Origin of the sequence: Paludisphaera mucosa, assembly GCF_029589435.1 — a bacterium.
Taxonomy (GTDB): Bacteria; Planctomycetota; Planctomycetia; order Isosphaerales; family Isosphaeraceae; genus Paludisphaera; species Paludisphaera mucosa.
This window is the reverse complement of the sequence record NZ_JARRAG010000001.1, coordinates 2,014,940-2,034,959: the sequence shown is the minus strand read 5'-3', so window position 1 is coordinate 2,034,959 and position 20,020 is coordinate 2,014,940. Positions and strand designations below refer to the sequence as shown.

Below are 20,020 nucleotides of genomic sequence, written 5' to 3'. Positions count from 1 at the left end.
CCTGTGAATATCGAAATCGACCGCCGTCGAAGCGACATGAGCCCGGCCTCCAGGATGAGAACAGTCGGCCCGAGGCCGATGGTGCATCATCCGACCGCCGCGCGGCGCGTGTCAAGACGGTGCGGCGCCTCCGACGGGGCTCGGCCCCCTGGCCGGTGGGGCCTTGATCGGGCCTTGGGATCGGGTCTAATTCGAGGCGACCGAACCTCGAACCCCTGAGCGGGAGGAGCCTCGACCGTGAGACCGAACCGAGCCGGAATGAAGGCGTTCGCCGCCGCGGTCCTGTGCGCGACGGTCCTCGGCTCCGCGGCACCCGACCCGTTCGACGAGCCCCCGCGCAATCTCGGGGAGACGCTGCTCCGCGACGACTTCGAGCGCGATCAAGCCACCGGCTGGGCGTTCACCGACGCCTCGGCCTGGCGAATCGCCAAGGATCCCCAGGACGGCGACCGTGTGCTGGAGCTGTTCGGCGTCAGCAAGTACGAGCCCAAAGTCCGCTCGCCTCTCAACATAGCTTTGGCCGAGGGGAAAGAGTTCGGGGCGTTCGACCTGCGGGTCAAGGTCCGCTCCACGGTCAAGGACTACGGCCATCGCGATCTCTGCCTGATCTTCGGATACGTCGACCCGTCGCATTTTTACTACGTCCACATGGCCAAGGAGGCCGACCCCCATGCGCACAGCGTCTTCCTCGTGAACGGCGAGCCGCGGGTGTCGATCGCCGAGACGCGCACGAAGGGGGTGGAGTGGACCGACGGCTGGCACGAGGTCCGCCTGGTGCGCGAACCGGAATCCGGGCTCGTCGAGTTTTATTTCGACGACCTTCAGAAGCCGATCATGACGGCCCACGACAAGACCTTCGCCAATGGTCGGATCGGCCTGGGATCATTCGACGACAAGGGCATGTTCGACGATCTGGTGGTGAAGCCCGGGGGGGCGGGCGCTCGCCGTCCGTGAGGCGGGTCGGGAGGCGCGTGGCCCGCGCCAGAACCGGATCGTCCCGGAATGGTCGCCCGAGACCATCGTGGTCCCGTCGGGCGAGAAGGTGATCGAGTTGATCTGGGCCTCGTGACCGCCCAGAGCGAGCAGTTCCTCGCCGGTGAACGGGTCGAGCAGGCGGACGATCCGCCCCACGCCGCCGGCGGCGAGCGTGCGGCCGTCGGGGCTGAAGGCGAGGGCGCGGAGGTCGCAGTCGTCGCCGGTGATAACCCGGGTCGGGCGTAGCGTGCGGGCGTCGAGGAGGTGGATCGCCCCCTCCTGGTCGGCCGCGGCGAGCGTGTCGCCGTCAGGGCTGTAGGCCGCGGCGAACATGGGGGCGGGGCCCTGGTACGAAGCCACGAGCTCGCCCGTCGCCGCGTCGCGGATGCGGACCTTGCCCTCGTCGTCGACGACGGCCAGGCGGCGGCCCCCCGGGGCGACGACCAAATCGTGGATCCGCACGCGGGACTTCACCCCGGGCGGGTCGGGCGGGGGATGGAGTTCCCAGGCGGTCGCTCCACGGCTGACGTCCCAGGCGAGCACGGTCCCGCGGTCGCCCCCGACGTAGACGAGCAGGCCCGCCGGGTCGACATCTACGGCTCGGCCCCATTCGCCGTCCGGCAGTTCCACATAGGTCGGCGGCCCCTCGCCGCGCGTAGGTCGGATCCGCAAGGCGCGCCGCTTCTCGAAATGGGTCGTGGCGATCCAGCTCGAGTCGGGCGCGAAGGCCAGGTCGGAGGCCGTGGAGTCGAGATCCTCCCACGACCGGATCGGCCGATTGGACGGGACCTCCCACAGCTTGATCGTATGGCGATCGTGGTCGTTGTTCGCGGCTGTGGCGAGGATCGACCCGCTCGGACTGTAGGCGACCTTCCAGATTTCGTCGGCATGAGCCTGGAAACGCTCCGCGGGCCTGCCGTCGATCGTGCTCGACCAATCCCATCGCCAGGCGAGGCGGCCCAGGCCGTAGATCAAGACTGGAGGATCGGACCGCCGGATAAGCCAGTCGCCGCCGTGCGCCTTGTAACGGCCGGGCGACTCGCCGAGGATGCGCCCGTCGAGGCTCGATCGCACTTGGATATGATCGGTTCCTTGGTACGCCGAGCGATGGATGAGGAACGCATCCCCGGCGGGCGTGAATCGCATGCGGCTGGTCGCGACGCCCGGCTGCTCGGTCGGCGCGAAGACCTGGACGTCCACGCCCCGGGCCGGGTCGATCAGCCGGACCTCCTGGGAACCATCGCGGACCAGGATCGCCTCGCCGCCGGGCTGGAACGCGACCTCCAGGATCTCGGACGCCAACCCCGGGAGCCGCCTCAGGGGCCGTCCCGTCGCGACGTCGAAGATCATCAAGTCGCGCTGGTCGGCGCGGGCGACGGCGAGCCGCTGGCCGTCCTCGGCGAACCCGACGTACAGGGCGGCCCATGGGGCGACTTCCGGGAAGGGGGGGCGCCAAGTGCGGAGGGTGACGTCGTAGATCCCAAGCCGGCCGGCGGCGTCGACCGCCGCAAACAATCGCCCGTCGGGCGAGGTCGCCCGGTGTGCGGCGAACTCGACAGGTGCTGCAAACTCCGGCAGGCCCTGGCGGCTCGACCAGTAATGGACCTCGGCTGTCGACGGCCCCTCGGGGCCGCCGGTCGGCAGGAGGACCGCCAGGCGATCGTCATCGAGGAAGTGCACCGAGAGGACCTCGCGCGTCCCCGGCACGGGCCGGCGCGCCAGGATCGCGCCCGTATCGGCGCTTCGGACCTCGATCCGGTGCGAGGCCGCGGCTCGCGAGACGTCCCAGGCCGCGAGAGGGAACGCCAGGAGTCGGCCGTCGGGCGAGAAGGCCGGCCGAGCCGTCAAGCCGAGCCCGGGGATCGACTCCGACCAGACCACGCGGTCAGCTTGCAAGTCATAGACTTCCAGCGTGCGGCCCAGGTTGCCGGAGGCCATGCGGCCCTGGTCCGGGCTCAAGGCCGCGTTGCCGAGCCCCAGGGCGTGCCCGGGAAGCATCCTGGCCTCGCTCCCCGCGAGGGCCTGGAGGAAGTACCAGCTGAACTCGCGGCGGTCGGTCTGGCCGCGCTCGGGGATCAGGCCGCGGAGGATGAGCTGGGCCCGGCCGAGCTGGCCCGCGTCGAGTGTGCGCCGCGCGAGGGGCACCTTCGAGGCGTAGGTCGACTGGTCGGCCCGATCGCGCTCGCGGCGGAGCGAGTGATTCATCGCGACGATCACGGAGATCACGAGGAGCGTCCCCACCAGCACGGACGCCAGGACCGCTGAGAGCTTGGGCCGTCGCCGCGACCAGCGTTGGAGACGTTCGATCGTGCCGATCGGCTTGGCCAGGATCGGCCGGCCGGCCAGGAACCGGTCCAGGTCGTCGCGCAAGTCGTCGGCCGTCTGGTAGCGGCGATCGGGCGACTTCTCCAGGCACTGGAGGGCGATCGTCTCCAGCGCGCGAGGCACGCCCGGCCTCAGGACCCGCACCGGGATAGGGTCGTCGGCCTGCACCATGCGGATGGTTTCGGCGGGGTTCTCGCCGCGGAACGGCGGGCGCGCCGTCAACAATTCGTAGAGGACGGCCCCGAGCCCGTAGACGTCTGTCCGCCGGTCGATGTCCTTGCGGCGGCCGGAGGCCTGCTCGGGCGCCATGTAGGGCGGTGAGCCCAGCAGGAGGCCGGTCGCCGTGGCGGCCTCGACGAGCGATCGGCCGTCGTCGATCAGCTTGGCGAGCCCGAAGTCCGTCAGCCGGGGCGAAAGCTCCTCGGCGTCGGAGATCAATCGCGATCCCGGGAGCAGGACGTTCGACGGCTTGACGTCGCGGTGCAGCACGTTCCGGTCGTGGGCGTGGGCGATCGCGTCGGCCAGCTCCCTCACGATCCGGGCCGCCTCCCGAGGCGGGATCGGCGCCTTCCTCGCCTTCAGCCAGGCGTCGAGGTCGGGGCCGTCGCAGTAGTCGCTGACGATGTAGCAGCGGCCATCGTCCTCGAACGAGCCCCGGTGCGGGACGACCCCCGGATGGTTCAAGCTGCTGACGACTTCGGCCTCGCAACGGAAGCGACGTCGGGCGGCGGGGATGATCATCAGGCCCGGAGACGGGGTCTTGACCGCCACGACTTCGCCGGTGTCGGGATCGACGGCGCGGTACACCACGCCCATCCCGCCCCGACCGATTTCGACCAGATCCCTGTACGGGCCCAGGGCGGCCAGCGTCGTGGGGGTCGTGGGAATCGATCGGCTGGCCTCCTGGTCGATCCGCTGGAGGATCTCGCGGATGTGCGCCAGGTCCCGCTCGCCCAGCTCGTGAGACCAATCGCCGAGCGGCGCACCTTCCACCATGGTGGGCGTGGCGGATCCCTCGTCACGATCGTACGGCGGCTCGGGGGGCATCGGCCGATTTCCGTTTCTCGATTGAGGTTAGGTGGTGATCCGAGCCCGATTATCGCCCGGAGCACGGACTCGATTCAAGTCGTCCGGACTGGCGAGATCGGCATGTGATCATCTAAAGCATGAATGTGAGTTCGTTCATGCTTGATCAGGCGTCACGCGACGGCCCCTGGACGAAGTCTCAACAGGGCGCGATGATGAGCGGGTCGCGATCGCCTCGACTGGTCCCGGTTCAGGAGCCTTTTGCCATGCGTCGGTCACGCCTCTCGTTTGCGGTCGGACTGCTCATGGGCGTCCTTGTCGCCGCCAGCCCTTCGTCGGGCCAGACCCCGGCCGCGCCCCAGGTTGGCCGCTGGACCAGCCTATTCAACGGCAAGGATTTGGAGGGTTGGATCCCCAAGTTCGCCAAGAGTCCGCTCGGCGAGAACTATCGCGACACTTTTCGCGTCGACGACGGCGTCCTCAAGGTTACGTACGAGAAGTGGGACAAGTTCGACGGCGAGTTCGGACACTTGTTCTTCTATCAACCGTTCTCCAAATACCGACTTCGGGTCGAGTATCGCTTCGTGGGCGATCAATGTCCCGGCGGGCCGGGTTGGGCCGTCCGCAACAGCGGGGCCATGCTCTATTGCCAGGATCCGACGACGATGACGAAGGACCAGGACTTCCCGTCCTCGCTCGAGATCCAGTTCCTGGGCGGCGGCGAGCGCGGCGAGCGGCCGACGGCCAACGTCTGCTCGCCCGGGACCGTCTACGCGATGGGCGGCAAGCTGATCACCCAGCATTGCACCGACTCGAAGTCCAAGACCTTTCGAGGGGACCAGTGGGTGACCGTGGAGGTCGAGTGCCACGGCTTCGGTCCGATCAAGAACTACGTCAACGGCGAGTTGGTCATGGAGTACGAGAAGCCACAGCTCGACGCCAACGATCCTCAGTCCGCCCGGCTGATCAAGGATGGCCGGAAGGACCTCGCGGGCGGCTGGATCGCCCTGCAGGCCGAGTCCCACCCCGTCGAGTTCCGCAAGGTCGAGATCATGCTGCTCGACGAATGAGTCGCATCCCCGGGCGGTGCTCGGTCATTCCGGCTTGCGGAGCGGCCGAGCGAAGACGTCGATCGCCGAGAGCCGCTCCCAGAGAGCCAGCTTCTCCGACCGATCGAGGGTGCGGAGCGGCGACCGGACCGGTCCGCAGTCGACCCCGAGCATCGCCATGACGGCTTTCGACGCAGGCATGAAGCCGAAGGCCTGGAGCGCCTTGACCATATCGATCGCTTTCCCCTGCTCGCGGCGGGCCGTCTCCAGGTCGTTGCGGGCGAAGGCGGCCTCGATCCGTCGATAGACCGGTGCGGCGAAGTTGAACGTGTTGCCGACCGCCCCGCGGACGCCCAGCGCCAGCCCGGCCAGGTGGCCCTCGTCGGAGCCGAAGAGGACGTCGAACCTCCCGCCGTCGAGCCGGACGCACTCCTGAAGTTCGACGATGTCGGTGTGGGAGAACTTCAGCCCCCGGAGGGTCGGGATCCGAAACCGCGCCTCGTGGAGGAATTCGGACATGGCCTGGCGGACATTCGTCATGCCGGGGATGTCGTAGTAGTAAAACGGCAGCGGCTCTGCCTCGGAGGCGATCGGCGCGCAGAACTCGACCAGATCCCGGGTCGTCGCCGGCTTGAAGAAACTGGGGGACATCGCCGCCACGGCGACCGCGCCGGCGTCGCGGGCGTGCCGGGCGAGCTCGATCGCGTCGGACTGGCAGTTCGCGCCGATGTGGGCCGCGACCTGGAAGGAACCTCCGGCGGTTCGACACCAGCGCTCCGTCACGGCCTTCCGCTCGGCCAGGGTCATCGACGCCCATTCTCCTGTCGTGCCGCCGACGAAGACCGTGGTCACGCCCACCTCGCGAAGCAACTCGGACTGAAGGTCGACGACCTCCAGATTCAGCCCGCCGTCGGTGCGGAAAGGTGTGTGGGGGGCGGGGATCAGTCCCGTCAGCGGCCCTGGCATGGGGGAGCTCCCGTGAGGTGCAGTCTCAAGCGTTTCGCCGCGACTTCCGCAGCGACTGGAGATCCCCAGTTTACTCGGGCCGGGCTGGACGAAGAATCCATGAGTCGCCCGCAAAAGTCCACTCGATTGAGAACCGCTCGCTCAACCCCTGCATCCGGCGCCCTCGATCATCTGCGTCGCAACCGCACACGGATCGTCGGGAGGCGTTCAACGTCGAGTATGCAGTCCGGAGGTCGAGCCCCTGGCGATGCCGACGCTTGACGCCTCCTGCGCGACGTCTGTAGCATTCGCCTATCATCCAATTCCCGACCGTTCGAGGATCGTCCATGCCCACCCTGATCGCCGGGCCCAGCCGCGTCGAGGCCGCCGGCACCAAGCCGAAGTTGATCGACGAATACGTCGGGAACGTGAACACCCGGGAGGCGGGCGTGAGCATCGCCCACATGCGGAGTCCCGGCGGTTGGGTCGAACCAGGGCAGACTCCGACGTTCGAAGAGTATACGGTCGTCCTCCGCGGCCTGCTCCGGGTGGAGTATCATGAGGGCGTCCTCGAAGTCCGAGCCGGGCAGGCGGTACAGGTCGCCGCCGGCGAGTGGGTACGCTACAGCACGCCCGAGGCGGAAGGCGCCGAGTATCTGGCCGTCTGCCTCCCGGCCTTTACGCTCGACTCCGCCCGCCGCGACCCGGAGTGAGACGGAGACGACATGGTCAACGACCCCGCGATTCCCGCGATGAAGGATAAGGCCGTCCTGGTCACTGGCGCGACGGCCGGAATCGGCTTCGTAACCGCCCGTAGCCTGGCCGGCGCGGGCTCCCGCGTGTTCCTCGTGGGCCGGTCGTCCGAATCCGCCGCCGATGCGGCCCGCCGAATCCGCGCCGAGGTGGATGACGCCGAGGTCGAGCCGCTTGCCGCCGACCTCTCGTCCCAGGCGGCCGTCCGCGCCGTAGCCGAGGAGATCGGCAAGCGTACCGAACGGCTCGACGTGCTGGTCAACAATGCCGGCGGGATTTATCTCGAACGGATCGAGACCGTGGACGGCGTCGAGATGACCTTCGCCGTCAATCACCTCGCCCCGTTTCTGCTCACGAACCTCCTGCTGCCTTTGCTGCGGGCCGCGCCCTCGGCGCGGATCGTGAACGTCGCCTCCGGCGCCCATTTCGGCGTCAGCATGTCGTTCGACGACCTGGAAGGCCGGAGACGATTTAGCGGCTGGCGGGCCTACCAGCAATCGAAGCTCGCCAACATCCTTTTCACGCGCGAGCTGGCCCGGCGGCTCAAGGGGCAGCCGATCACCGTGAATGCGTTGCACCCAGGCTACGTAAATACGCAGATCTTTCGGAATGAGACCTGGAAGGGACGGGTGATGCGCGGATTCGCCAACGTCTTCGCGATCACGCCGGAGCAGGGGGCCGCGACGACGCTCTATCTCGCGACTTCTCCCGAGGTCGCGGACGTTTCGGGCGATTATTTCGTGAAGAGCCGGCCGGCTCGATCGTCGCGGCCCGCGAACGACGCCGCCGCGGCCAAGCGGCTGTGGGACGTGAGCGAGGCCATGACCGGCCTGGCCGCGCCCGCGGCTTGAGCGGGCGAACGCCCGCAGTCGCTTCGCTTGACCACGTTCCGCCCGCCCCCCTATCATTCCTGGAATGGATCGACCCCGCCGCGCCGACGCTTCGTCGCCGGCTCCCGAATGCGCTGAAAGCGAGTGCGCGTGTCGCGTTACGTGATCGAGTTTGGTAGCGAACGGCTCGACCTGGAATTGGTCGACGATGCCGAGGTCGAGGCCTTCACGCCCCCCGTGGGGATGGCGGGCGAGGATGCTGAGTCGGCCCTGCGCGAGGCCCTGGAACGTCCCCGGAACTACCCGCCACTGCGGCAGAACGTGGTGCCCGGCGACCGGGTTGCGATCGCCCTCGACCCGGATCTGCCCGACCCCCGGAAGATCCTCGACGTCGTGACCGAAGTGCTCGAAGGCGCGGGGGTCGAACCCGACGCGATCACGATCGTCGAGGCCTCGCGGCGCGTGGGCGCGGTCGTCTCCGTGTCGCGAGGCGTGGCGACGGAGGTGCATGACCCAACGAATCGCGATCGGCTCGCCTACCTCGCGACCACGTCGAAGGAGAGCCGCGTCTATCTGAATCGGACGCTCACGGACGCGGATGTCGTGCTGCCAATCGGCTTTCTGCGGCAGGACCCGTTGGCCGGGCCGCACGGCCCCTGGAGCGTCCTTTTTCCCGGCCTGAGCGACGCGGAATCGCGTGAGACGCATCGCCAGTTTCACGACGTCGAGCCTGGTGCCGCGTCACCACTAACGGCCGACGCCGAAGCGTTCGAGGTCGGCTGGCTCCTGGGGTCGCAGTTCCAGATCGGGATCGTCCCCGGCTCGCGAGGTCCGGTCGCGTTCGTGGCGGGCAAGAGCGAGGACGTACGCGATGCGGGACTGACGAGGCTCGACCGCGACTGGAGCTTTCGGCCGGCCGCCCGCGCCGAACTGGTGATCGCCGGGGTGGGCGGCTCTGAAGGCCCGGCGAATCTGCAAGACCTGGTCGCCGGCCTGACGACGGCGAGCCGCCTCGTCCAGCGCGGGGGCAAGATCGCCGTCCTCTCACGCGTCGAGAGTCCGCTCGGGCCGGCCATGCAGCGCCTGGCCGCCGCGGACGACGAGGAGAATGCACACGAGATCCTCGCCGGCCGCGAGTCCGACCCCGATTTCCTGCTCGCGCGGACGCTGACGCACGTCCTCGCGTGGGCCGACGTCTATCTCCTGAGCCGCCTCGATCCGGGGATGGTCGAGGATCTCTCGATGATCCCGCTCGATCGCCCCGAGGAAGTCCGGCGGCTCGCCGTGCGGTCCCCTTCCTGCCTGGTCGTCGGCCGCTCCGATCGCGTCCGCGCCGAGGCTCGAAACTCCGACGCCTGATCGGGGAGACGTCCAGGGGCGTCTGAGCTATAATCGAACGACTGGCTCGCGATCGGCGGGCCCGCGTTCCTTGCTCCGGCGACCCTGAGCTAATCCAAAGTCCACGATGAGCACGAGTTCCGACCAGTACCGGGCGGCCGACGAAGGGGTTGCATGGATCGATCGATCCTCGCGCGTCCGCCTGGACGTTGCCGGTCCCGATCGGGCGAAATTTCTCCAGAACCTCACGACGAACGACGTGAAACGTCTGCCCGTCGGGTCGGGCTGCGAGGCGTTCGTCACGAGCCCGCAGGGGAAGACGCTCGCCTTCGTCTCGATCCACGCCCGGCCCGATTCGATCCTGTTGCGGACGGACCACGACGGCCTCGCCCTGGGCCTGCCCCATCTCCAGAAGTACGGGATCTTCGACGAGGTCGGGATTGAGGACGTCTCGGCGGGATCGACCGAGTATCACGTCGTCGGTCCAGGTGCGGCGGAATGGTTGCAGTCCGAAGGGGCGACCTTGCCCGACGGGAAAGACCTCTCGTCGATCGCCACCCAGGTCCACGGCCTGGAGATCCTCTGCGTCCGTGAATCGCCGACCGGCCGGCCGGGTTTCACCTTGATCTCATTCGGCGACGTCGCCGCGGTCGGCGAGGGGCTGCGCGGGGCTGGCCTGGTCGAACTGGACTCCGAGGAATTCGAGGCCCTCCGCATCGAGGCCGGGACGCCGGTCTTCGGCCGCGAGATCACCGAGAAGACTCTCCCACAGGAGATCGGCCGCGACGATCGCGCGATCAGCTTCGTGAAGGGCTGCTATCTCGGGCAGGAGACGGTCGCTCGACTTGACGCTCTGGGACATGTGAACAAGATTTTAAAGGGGCTCCGATTCCGGGCCGGCGATCCGGTGCCTCCTGCGGGGGCGATCCTGGAGGCCGAGGGCAAGGCCGTCGGCTCGGTGTCCTCGGCGGCGTTCTCGCCCGGCTGGGACGCGGCCGTCGGCCTGGGGATCGTCCGCGTCTCCCACGCCTCTCCCGGCGCGGAGCTGTCCTGGAAGCGCCTCGAAGACGGCGCGACGTTCTCCGCGACCGTCTCCGACTGGCCGATGCTCCCCCGTCGCTCCTGAGACGACGGCCGCCGTCCCTCCCCGGCGTCCTCGTCCGTCCCTCGCTGAATCCTAGTCAGGGCCGCTTCGTCGACGCTCGGCGCCGCGCGTCCGCAACGGAAAACGAGCCGAATGATGTCGCGACTCCGATACATCTGCGTGCACGGCCATTTCTATCAGCCCCCCCGCGAGAACCCCTGGCTGGGAGTAGTCGAGATCCAGGACTCCGCGGCCCCGTTCCACGACTGGAACGAGCGGGTCTCACACGAGAGCTACGCCCCCAACTCGCGGGCCCGGCTGCTCGACGACCGGGGCCGGATCATCAACATCCTAAATAATTACGCGTGGATGAGCTTCAACTTCGGGCCCACGCTCTTGCACTGGATGGCGGCCTCGGCGCCCGAGGTTCTGGAGAAGATCGTCGAGGCCGACCGCCTCAGCCGCGAACGTCGCGGCGGCCACGGCAACGCGTTGGGCCAGGCGTACAATCACATGATCATGCCTCTGGCGACGGCCCGCGACCAGAAGACCCAGGTCCTCTGGGGGGTCGAGGATTTCCGGCGCCGCTTCGGACGCGATCCTGAGGGGATGTGGCTGGCGGAGACGGCCGTCGATACGGCCTCGCTGGAGGCCCTCGCCGAAGCCGGCGTCAAGTTCACCGTCCTGGCCCCGCGCCAGGCCAGGCGGTGGCGGCGGATCGGCGAGAAGGCCTGGAGCGATCACGGTGGGGTCGACCCGTCCCGGGCCTACGTGCAGCGGCTCCCGTCGGGGCGATCGATCGCCCTGTTCTTCTACGACGGAATCGTGTCGCAGCAGGTCGCCTTCGAACGCCTTCTGGATCGCGGGGAGAAGTTCCACGCCCGGCTGATGGGCGGGTTCGACGACCGTCGCGAGCACGCTCAGCTCATGCACATCGCGACCGACGGCGAGTCGTACGGCCACCACCACGCCCACGGCGACATGGCGCTCGCCTACGTCCTGCAGCGGCTCGCCCAGGACCCCGACGTCCGGCTCACGAATTACGGCGAGTTCCTGGAGCTGCACCCGCCGGCGTGGGAGGTGGAGATCCACGAGAACAGCTCGTGGAGCTGCTCCCACGGCGTCGAGCGCTGGCGCTCCGATTGCGGATGCAAGACGCGAGGCGACTGGCACCAGAAGTGGCGGGCCCCACTCCGCGCGGCGCTCGACGGCCTCAAGAAGCACCTCGATCATCTCTTGGCCATGCGCGGGCGGGCCTCCTTCCCCGACCCCTGGGCGGCGCGCGACGGTTACATCCGGGTCATTCTTGATCGATATGATCCCGATACGGTAAGGACGTTCCTCCAGGAGTTCGCCCACACCGATCTCGACGCCCAGCAGACGACCGACGCGCTGCGATTGATGGAGATCCAGCTGGACTCGATGCTGATGTACACCTCATGTGGCTGGTTCTTCGACGAGATTAGCGGCCTGGAAACGACCCAGTGCCTCCAGTACGCGGCGCGGGCGATCTCGATGGCCCGACACTTCGGCCGTGAACTTGAGGAGGAGTTCGTCGCCGCCCTGGCGAAGGCGCCGAGCAACGTCGCCCAGTACGCCGACGGCCGCGGCGTCTGGGAGCAGTGCGTGCGGCCCGCCGTCGTCGACCTCGACCGAGTCCTGGCCCACCACGCCATCAGCCTCATCTATCAGAACGGCGACGACTCCCGCAAGGACGACGCCCAGGCCTACGAGGTCGAGGCCTCCGACGTCGCGATCCGGACTCGCGGCGCGGGCCACCTGGCCGTCGGCCGGCTCGTGGGGAGGTCGCGACGGACATGGCGGAAGGCCGAAAGTCATTTCGTCGTCGTCCACTTCGGCGGGCTCGACTTCCACACCGTCCTGAGTCACGAATACGACCCCACGCGGTTCGAGACGTTCGCCTCCAGGCTGATGGCGACGTATCGCTCGGGCTCGTTGGCCGACGTCTTGACGCTCCTCAACCACGACTTCCCCGGCGTCGAACATCGACTCGACGACCTGTTTCGGGACGAGCAGCGGCGGATCATCGCGATCGTCCTCGCCGACCGATTTGAGGATTACCGTCGCGCCTTCACCAGGCTCGCGAACCAGGATGAGGAGGTCCTCAACCGCCTCGGTAAGCTGAACCATCCCATCCCCAGCCCGCTCCGTGCGGCGGCGATGACGTTTCTCGACTCCAGCCTCGAGGAACAGATCGAGGAGCTGATCGCGGGCGACGAAACACGGGTGGCCAAGATCGAGCACCTGTGCGAGCGCGGCCGGGGATGGAACTACAAGCCCAAGGCCGAGGTGCTCGGCAAGGCTCTCTCCGAGGGGCTCCAGCGCTCGATGCGCGACCTCCGACGCGCCGACGTGGCCGCCGCTGCGAGCCATGCCGAACGCCTGCTCGACGCGGCCGCCGTGCTCGGGATCAAACCCGATCTCTGGCAGTCGCAGAATCTCTTCCTCGACGCCTATCACGCCCTGACGGAAGCCGGCGAGCTCGACGACGTGCTCCGCCAGACCTTTCAGAAGTTCGCCGTCCGACTGGGCGTTGCGCCGAGCATCCTGGGTTGGCGGCCCTGACGCGAGGGGCGCGAAACGAGACCGGCGCCGAGACGGATCGTCTGGGCGCCGGTCTCGTCGGGATCGCAAGGACGCCGGTCGATCAGATGCCGGAGGAGGCGAGGGCGGGCTGGCGGACGGGAAGCTCGCGGACGCCGTCTTCGAGAATCTCGGCGACCTGGACGAACATGAGCGGACCGGGGACCAGGCCGGGCTGTTCCATCGTGACGATGCCGTAGGGGGTGTTGGCGTGGCGGGCTTGCGTCCGGTCCACGACGAGATCGCCGACGCGTCCCCGGATCGTGCGGCCCGCCGTGGCGACCTGTACCAGCGGATGACGCGTGCCCTGACGACGGCGGATCTCTTCGAGGACCGTCTCGAACTGTTCGGCAGTCATGGTTTTGGATTTCCTGGGGGACTTTCGCCCGGGGGAACCGCCCCCCCGTCCGAAGGAGGGAGGCTCGGGGCGGGCGCCGATTGACGACCGACCGGCAGCGACCGTCGGCCCATCCAATTGGTTCGGCCATTCTGAAGATCGGCTGTCGCCGGTCAAGGCCGACAGGTCGTAGCGATTTTGATCGGCGTTGACCGTGGCCGATATTTATGCCAAAACTCGGTCCGCCCGTCGCCGATAGATTGGAAGCATAGGCCGCGGATGATCCGCGCCTCAGGTCGTCGCATGCGCTACGGCCACCTATTCAGGACGAGGACGAGGAGCCGCTCATGGGCATGGATTCGCCACAATCGCCGACGGCCCGCGCGGGGGCGGTCCCCCATCGCTGGACGCGCGTCGAGGAGCCCGGCTCCGAGGCGGTCATCGATGCCTATGAGACGGTGATCGCCGGCGGCGGTCCCGCGGGGCTCACTGGAGCTTACGAGCTGTCCAAGAACGGTGGCTCCTGCACCGTCCTGGAGGCCGACCCCCGTCTCGTCGGCGGCATCAGCCGGACCGACGAGTACAAGGGCTATCGCTTCGACATCGGCGGCCATCGTTTCTTTTCGAAGAGCCAGGAAGTCAACGACTTGTGGCGAGAGATCCTGGGCGACCAGTTCATTAAGCGGCCGCGGCTGAGCCGCATCTTCTACGACCGCAAGTTCTTCCACTACCCTCTCAAGCCCGTCGACGCCCTGTGGAAGCTCGGCCTGATGCGGTCGGCGAGAATCCTCCTCAGCTATATCATGGCGCAGCTCCGGCCGATCCGCCCCGAGAAGAGCTTCGAGGACTGGGTCGTCAATCGCTTCGGCCGCGTCCTGTTCGAGACCTTTTTCAAGTCGTACACCGAGAAGGTCTGGGGAATGCCCACCAGCACGATCTCGGCCGACTGGGCGGCCCAGCGGATCAAGGGCTTAAGTCTCGTCCATGCCGTCTTCGGGGCCCTCACGTCGGGCCTCGGATCCCGCAAGGGCGAGGTAATCAAGACCTTGATCGAGGAGTTCCACTACCCCCGCCTCGGCCCCGGGCAGATGTGGGAGACGGCTCGAGACCGTATCCGCGAACTTGGCGGCGCGGTTCACATGGACCGACGCGTCGTTCGGATCGACCACGACGGCTCGGCCGTGACGGCGGTCGTGGCCAAAGATGTTGTGGGCCGTTCCTACCGCTATACGGGCCGCCATTTTCTGTCCACGCTGCCGATCCGCGAATTGATCCGGGCCATGAACCCGGCCGCCCCCGACGAGGTCCGTAGTGCCTCGGAGTCGCTGGGCTATCGTGACTTCCTCTCCGTGGTCCTGATCGTCGATCGCGCCGAGACGTTCCCGGACACGTGGATCTACGTCCACGAGCCCAACGTCAAGGTTGGGCGGATCCAGAATTTCAAGAACTGGTCGCCGCACCTCGTCCCCGACCCGTCGAAGTCCAGCCTGGGCCTGGAGTACTTCTGTTTCGAGGGCGACGACCTCTGGACGATGTCCGACGACGACCTGCTCGCGCTCGGGCGTCGCGAGATCGACGCGATGGGACTCGTCGCCGCGAAGGACGTGATCGACGGCTGCGTCGTGCGTATGCCCAAGGCCTACCCGGTCTACGACGACGTCTATCAGCAACATCTCGCCGTCATCCGCGACTGGCTCTCCAAGCTCGAGAATCTGGAGCTGGCTGGCCGCAACGGTATGCACAAATACAATAATCAAGACCATTCGATGATGACCGCCCTGCTCGCAGCTCGGAACATCCTCGGCCACGGCAGCTACGACACCTGGAAGGTCAACACCGACGCCGAATACCATGAAGACGGCCCGTCCGACGACGTCCAGACGCCGGGCGTCGGCCGCGCGGTGCCGCGGCGAGTCCAGTCGGCCTGAGTGAGTGCGAACTCCTCGGCATGTGTCTCAGCGTCTCGCATATCGCATCGTCTCGTGATAGGATCCTCGGCGAAATCCCAAGTCCCGGTTCGGCCGAACGACGCCTCTCGGCGATCCTCTCGCGATGTGATGACCCATGACCACCGTGTTGCTCGCCTTGAGCCTGATCGGCTTGGCCGCAGAAGGACCGGCGATCTCCTTGTTCGACGGCAAGACGCTCGCCGGCTGGGTCGCCGAGGGCGTGGTCGATGACGTGCGCGACGGCGTCAAGCACCCCGTATGGGTCGTCGAGGACGGCCTGCTCGTCTGTCACGGCAAGGGTTTCGGCTTCCTGCGGTACAAGGATCGGGAGTTCGCCGACTTCACGTTCCACGTCGAATTTCGCATGGCTCCCGGATGCAACAGCGGCCTCGGCGTGCGGACGCGGGCGTTCGACCCCGAAGATTCACGCGGCACGCGACCTTCGTTCTATTCCTATGAACTGCAACTGATGGATGACGCGGGCAAGCCGCCCACGACGCACAGCACCGGCTCGCTCTACCGCTACGTCGCCCCCCGCCAGAACGCCGCAAAGCCCGCGGGCGAGTGGAACACGCTGGAAGTCACGTGCGACGGCCCCCGCATCCGCGTGACGCTCAACGATAAACTGATCCAGGACGTCGACCAGAGTCGGATCGACGCGATCAAGGACAAGCCCCTGAGGGGCAACGTCTGCCTCCAGAACCACGGCGGGACGATCGCCTTCCGAGCCCTCGAAGTGAGGGAGCTCAAGGCCGAACCCGCGAAGCCCTGACGGCGAATCATTCGCTCACCGGCCTCCGGGGATCGAGTCTGGTAGGCGTCTCCACACCTCGGCGATCCGCCGCAAATGCCGCATGTGATCTTCTGGTCCCTCGCCCGAGAAGCCGAGGACCTGGAATCGGCCCTTCGCCGCGCGGCGGGTCTGACGCAAGCTGTCGCCCCAGTCAATGTCGACCATCTCGGGCGTGACGGCCGCGACCTTGATGAGGTCGTCGGCGGTCTCGGTCGTGCTGCCGTACCCCGGCGGAACCTGTGCAGAGTGGGTCACGATCATGGCCTTGCGACCCTCCGCCGCCTCGCGAGCGTAGCGTTCGAAGCCGTTCATCAGGTCTGGATCCACACGCTTCTCGATTGGGTCGCCGGCGTAGCCGCAATAGAGCGAATCGGCCAAGACGATCGCGTCGATACGGTCGAACGAGGCGGGCGTCTTGAGCATCTCACGCACGCCGCCGAATCCCGCGCTGAAGCTGCTGACCACCACATTGCCGACGTTCAGCGCCGCCGACCGCCGAGCCGCCACCGCCTTGACGGTCTCATCGATCAGCCGAGGGAAGAGCGTCGGATCGGTGAAGGGCTTCGAGTAGGCTGCGGAGAGTCCGTTTCGATTGAACGAGACGAGCACGGCGTTCCACCCCACGGTCACGAGCGCCGGTTCGGTCACCGTGGGCGTCCCGTGAAGATGCAGCAGGATGTCGACCTTCCCTTCGCGGGAATGCCAGCCCGAAGGGATGAACAGCTTCGCATCCTCAGCCATGTCGATGCGTTCGCCGTCCGGCGGGACGCAGGTGAGGAACGCGAGCCCGAGCCAGGAGTGGAGGATCGACAAGTCGGGTCTCCTTGAGGTTGGGGGCCGACGGCGTCCCTGCGCCGTTCAGGGCGAGTCGGTGTGACGCGCGGGGATGATCTGCTGGAAGATCGCGCGGGCCCGAGTGGTGTAGCGGGCCGAGTCGAGCAGGAACGTGGAGACGGCGAGCGTGGGGTCGACGGCGTCGTACTTCAGGCGTCGTGCGAGCCGGGTGAGATCCTCGGGGTCGTCGGGAAGCTCGGTCCCGGCGCGGTCGTGGATCAGTCGCAGCCGGGCGTCGACGCCGAAGAGGAAGCTGTAGATGTCGCAAAGTTCGTCGTGCAGGCTCGGCGTCAAGGCGCCGACGGTCTTCAGGGCGTCGAGAGCCTCCCAAGTGTTGGGGCGCAACACCTCGGGGTGCAGGGCGGCGTTCACCAGCATCAGGTACTGGACGACGAACTCGACGTCCGCCAGTCCGCCGATGCCGCGCTTGAGGTCCTTCCGCCCGCGTGAATCTTCGAGCCTCCGGCGCATGTCGGCGATCTCGGGGCCGAGCGTCTGCACATCGACGGGCCGGGCCAGGATCGAGCGAATGGCGTCGTCGACGTGCCGCCCGAATCCCCCGGTCGCAAAAACGACCCTTCCTCGCGTCAGCGCGAGGCGTTCCCACGATTGCGCGGTGGATTCGAAATAATCGACGAACGAGCCCAGGGTGTTCACCAGCGGCCCGGCGGCCCCGTGGGGCCTGAGCCGTGTGTCCACCTGATAGAGCCCCCCGGTAGCGGCGCCGCCCATGGCCTTGAGCAGGCGCTGGGAGACGTCTGTCACGAACTCCTGATTCGTCGTCGACTCGTCGCCGCCTCTCGTCACGCCGTCGCTCTCGTGCAGGATGACGAGGTCCAGGTCGCTGTAATAATTCAACGCACGCCCGCCGAATTTCCCCAATGCGAGGATCGCCCAGCGGTCGCGACCGCCGTCGGCGGATCGAGTCGGGCTGCCGAACTTCCGGGCTCGGCGGGCCCACTGGTCGCGCGCGAGCTGGCCGACGATCGCCTCGGCGACGTCCGCCAGTTCCCTCGCCACCTCGCGGATCGGCTCGCGGGCCAGGACGTCGCGGGTCCCGATCCTCACCCACTCCTTGTTGCGGAAGCTCCAGACGATCGGTCCGATCTCCTCGACGGCGCCGCGGGTCAGCTCGGCGAGCTCGGCCTTGATCGCCGCGCCGGGGAGGGGGCGGTCGACGACCAGCGAGTCCATCAGGTCGTCGATCATGCCCGGGTTGTTGGTCAAGATTCGCGAGACGAGCTGGCTCGTGGCGCAAAGCTCGACGTAGAGCCGGAGGCTCGGCGGGTTGAAGTTGAATAGCTCCCAGAGGATGGCCTTCGCCCCCAGCGAGGCCGACACCTTCTCCAGGTTCGCCAGCGTCAGATCGGGCTCGGCGGTCTTGCCCACCGCCTGCAGGAGCCGAGGAGCGATCGACGCCAGGAAGTGGCGGCAGCGGGCCTGTGAGAGGAACGGGAAGTCCTCCTTCGCCAGGGCCATCAGGTTGTGGTACGCCGCGGTCCGATCGCGAAAAGGGTATCGCGAGAGGGTCTCGGAAATATGTTCCTGCGTTGGATGCGGGTCGAGCACCAGGTCGACGATCGGATCGGCCTCGACCCCGTCGCCCTCGCCGTCGAGGAAGGCCTCGTGGAGGATGTGGTTGAGGATCCGCCGATTCAGCTCGGTCTTGCTGCGATAGTCCGCGAGGAACCGCTGTGCCGGCCCGGCCCGGCCCTCCAACGGCCCGAGCGGGACGTAACCCATGCGGATCGCCAGCGTGCGCTGCTCTTCCATGTGCCGGGGCATCTCGTGGGTCTGGCGGTCGAACAGCATTTGGAGGCGGTGCTCGACCTGCCTCAGGAAACGGTACGTGTCGTCCATGACGCTCCGCTCCTCGGGCGTCAGCGATCCGACCTGCTCGAGGCGATCGATGGCGTCGAGCGTGTTCGTGCATCGTACGATCGGGTATTCGCCGCCGTGCAGGAGCTGCAGGAACTGGACGACGAACTCGACGTCGCGGATGCCGCCGTGCCCGGTCTTGACCTCGAACTCGGCGCGACCGGCCGAGACCGTGCGTTGCTCGATCCGCCGCTTGAGCGACTTGATCTCCGAGATCTCCGACGCGCTCAGGTATCTCCGATAGATGAAGGGAGTGATGGCCTCGATGAAGCCGCCGCCCAGCCCGAGGTCGCCGGCCACCGTGCGGCACTTGATGAGGGCCTGTCGCTCCCAGGTCCGGCCGCGGGTGACGTAATATCCCATCGTCGCGTCGAACGACTGCACCAGCACGCCTTGCTCGCCCTCGGGTCGCAGGCGCATGTCGACGCGATAGGCCATCCCCAGGGCCGTGTGGTCGGAGAGGAGCTGCACGATCTCGGCGCTCATCCGGGCGAAGAACTCGGCGTTGGTGACGACACGCGGCCCCGTCGTCGCGCCGACCTCGTCGTAGAGGAAGATCAGGTCGATGTCGGAGCTGTAGTTCAGCTCGATCCCGCCGAGCTTCCCCAGGCCGAGGACCGCGAATCGCGCCGGTCGGCCGTCGGCGCAGGTCGGCGAGCCGAAGCGGCGCTCCACGGACGCTCGCGCCAGCCGGGTCGCCGCCTCGACGCAGGCGTCGGCGAGATAAGAGAGGTCGGCCGTGGTGACTTCCAGCGGGAAGCCGCGGACGATGTCGTTGTAGCCGATGCGGAGCGTCTCGCGGAGTCGGAATCGGCGCAGGACGATCCGGGGGTCCTCGACCGGGCCCTCCGCCGTGAGCGTGTTCCAGAGGTCGGCGATCAGGGTCCCACGGTCGCGGCGGTCGGCCCCGGATTGGAGCCAGTCGATCAGCTCGGGCCGGCGGATCAGAAGCTCGCTGAGATGCTGGCTCGTGCTGAAGACCTGGAGCAGCGTCTCCGTCGTGCGAGGCCGCGCCGCGAGCTGGGCCAGACCGCTCGGCGGATCGGGCAGAGCTGCGACGTAGCGCTCGAAGTTGGTCAAGGCCATGCCCGGGTCGGAGCTGCGGGGCAGGACAACGTCGAACTGGCCGGCGATCCGGGCGAGCAGGGGCCGAGGCTCGGGGCCGGCGTGGCGGGCGAGATCCTCGAGGTCGCGGAGCCCGCGGTCCAGGTCGCGGACGCCCAGCCCCTGGAGCCACTTCCGGGTCAGCTCGGGGAATTCCAGCTGGCGGACGAACCATTCGAGATTCACGACGACGCCC

The 20,020-nt window shown here is 67.6% G+C and carries 14 protein-coding genes; 9 read left to right on the top strand and 5 right to left on the bottom strand.

Annotated elements, in window-relative coordinates; genetic code table 11:
- Positions 1 to 237 precede the first annotated feature (237 nt).
- Positions 238 to 954 (top strand): hypothetical protein, encoded by a 717-nt coding sequence (locus tag PZE19_RS08115; RefSeq protein WP_277860080.1) that lies wholly within the window; start codon positions 238 to 240, stop codon positions 952 to 954.
- Here the strand turns inward: PZE19_RS08115 and PZE19_RS08110 are convergent.
- On the bottom strand, positions 883 to 4,347 hold the full coding sequence (locus PZE19_RS08110) for a WD40 repeat domain-containing serine/threonine protein kinase (protein ID WP_277860079.1): 3,465 nt from the start codon (positions 4,345 to 4,347) through the stop codon (positions 883 to 885). The two genes, PZE19_RS08115 and PZE19_RS08110, sit on opposite strands and share 72 nt — an antisense overlap.
- 245 nt (positions 4,348 to 4,592) lie before the next feature.
- Between PZE19_RS08110 and PZE19_RS08105 the strand changes: the two genes are divergently transcribed.
- Entirely contained in the window at positions 4,593 to 5,396 is an 804-nt protein-coding gene (locus tag PZE19_RS08105) for a 3-keto-disaccharide hydrolase (RefSeq protein WP_277860078.1), read from the top strand.
- Between the two features lie 24 nt (positions 5,397 to 5,420).
- On the opposite strand, the gene PZE19_RS08100 is transcribed toward PZE19_RS08105, so the two are convergent.
- The gene (locus tag PZE19_RS08100) at positions 5,421 to 6,341 is read right to left on the bottom strand and encodes a dihydrodipicolinate synthase family protein (RefSeq protein ID WP_277860077.1); all 921 of its coding nucleotides are present in this window, start codon (positions 6,339 to 6,341) and stop codon (positions 5,421 to 5,423) included.
- Between the two features lie 326 nt (positions 6,342 to 6,667).
- Between PZE19_RS08100 and PZE19_RS08095 the strand changes: the two genes are divergently transcribed.
- From PZE19_RS08095 to PZE19_RS08075, 5 genes are all read left to right on the top strand, one after another.
- On the top strand, positions 6,668 to 7,033 hold the full coding sequence (locus tag PZE19_RS08095; RefSeq protein WP_277860076.1) for a cupin domain-containing protein: 366 nt from the start codon (positions 6,668 to 6,670) through the stop codon (positions 7,031 to 7,033).
- A gap of 12 nt (positions 7,034 to 7,045) precedes the next feature.
- Positions 7,046 to 7,924, top strand: coding sequence for an SDR family oxidoreductase (locus tag PZE19_RS08090; protein ID WP_277860075.1), 879 nt, complete (start codon positions 7,046 to 7,048; stop codon positions 7,922 to 7,924).
- A gap of 129 nt (positions 7,925 to 8,053) precedes the next feature.
- Positions 8,054 to 9,262: a lactate racemase domain-containing protein gene (locus PZE19_RS08085; RefSeq protein ID WP_277860074.1), complete on the top strand. Its 1,209-nt coding sequence runs from the start codon at positions 8,054 to 8,056 to the stop codon at positions 9,260 to 9,262.
- Between the two features lie 106 nt (positions 9,263 to 9,368).
- Positions 9,369 to 10,367, top strand: a complete 999-nt coding sequence (ygfZ, locus tag PZE19_RS08080; protein WP_277860073.1) for a CAF17-like 4Fe-4S cluster assembly/insertion protein YgfZ — start codon at positions 9,369 to 9,371, stop codon at positions 10,365 to 10,367.
- A 114-nt stretch (positions 10,368 to 10,481) separates the two neighbouring features.
- A complete protein-coding gene (locus tag PZE19_RS08075) occupies positions 10,482 to 12,911 on the top strand; it encodes a DUF3536 domain-containing protein (RefSeq protein WP_277860072.1) in 2,430 nt (809 codons plus the stop codon).
- A gap of 82 nt (positions 12,912 to 12,993) precedes the next feature.
- On the opposite strand, the gene PZE19_RS08070 is transcribed toward PZE19_RS08075, so the two are convergent.
- Positions 12,994 to 13,287 carry a hypothetical protein gene (locus tag PZE19_RS08070; protein ID WP_277860071.1) on the bottom strand — a complete coding sequence of 98 codons (294 nt, stop codon included), beginning with the start codon at positions 13,285 to 13,287 and terminating at the stop codon, positions 12,994 to 12,996.
- Positions 13,288 to 13,613: 326 nt separating this feature from the next.
- Between PZE19_RS08070 and PZE19_RS08065 the strand changes: the two genes are divergently transcribed.
- Positions 13,614 to 15,194, top strand: a complete 1,581-nt coding sequence (locus PZE19_RS08065) for an NAD(P)/FAD-dependent oxidoreductase (RefSeq protein ID WP_277860070.1) — start codon at positions 13,614 to 13,616, stop codon at positions 15,192 to 15,194.
- 136 nt (positions 15,195 to 15,330) lie between these two features.
- Positions 15,331 to 15,987: a 3-keto-disaccharide hydrolase gene (locus PZE19_RS08060; RefSeq protein WP_277860069.1), complete on the top strand. Its 657-nt coding sequence runs from the start codon at positions 15,331 to 15,333 to the stop codon at positions 15,985 to 15,987.
- A 15-nt stretch (positions 15,988 to 16,002) separates the two neighbouring features.
- Here the strand turns inward: PZE19_RS08060 and PZE19_RS08055 are convergent, their stop codons facing one another.
- Together PZE19_RS08055 and glnE are read right to left on the bottom strand one after the other, a co-directional pair.
- Positions 16,003 to 16,821 (bottom strand): hypothetical protein, encoded by an 819-nt coding sequence (locus PZE19_RS08055; protein ID WP_277860068.1) that lies wholly within the window; start codon positions 16,819 to 16,821, stop codon positions 16,003 to 16,005.
- Positions 16,822 to 16,866: 45 nt separating this feature from the next.
- Entirely contained in the window at positions 16,867 to 20,010 is a 3,144-nt protein-coding gene (glnE, locus tag PZE19_RS08050) for a bifunctional [glutamate--ammonia ligase]-adenylyl-L-tyrosine phosphorylase/[glutamate--ammonia-ligase] adenylyltransferase (RefSeq protein WP_277860067.1), read from the bottom strand.
- Between the last annotated feature and the right edge of the window lie 10 nt (positions 20,011 to 20,020).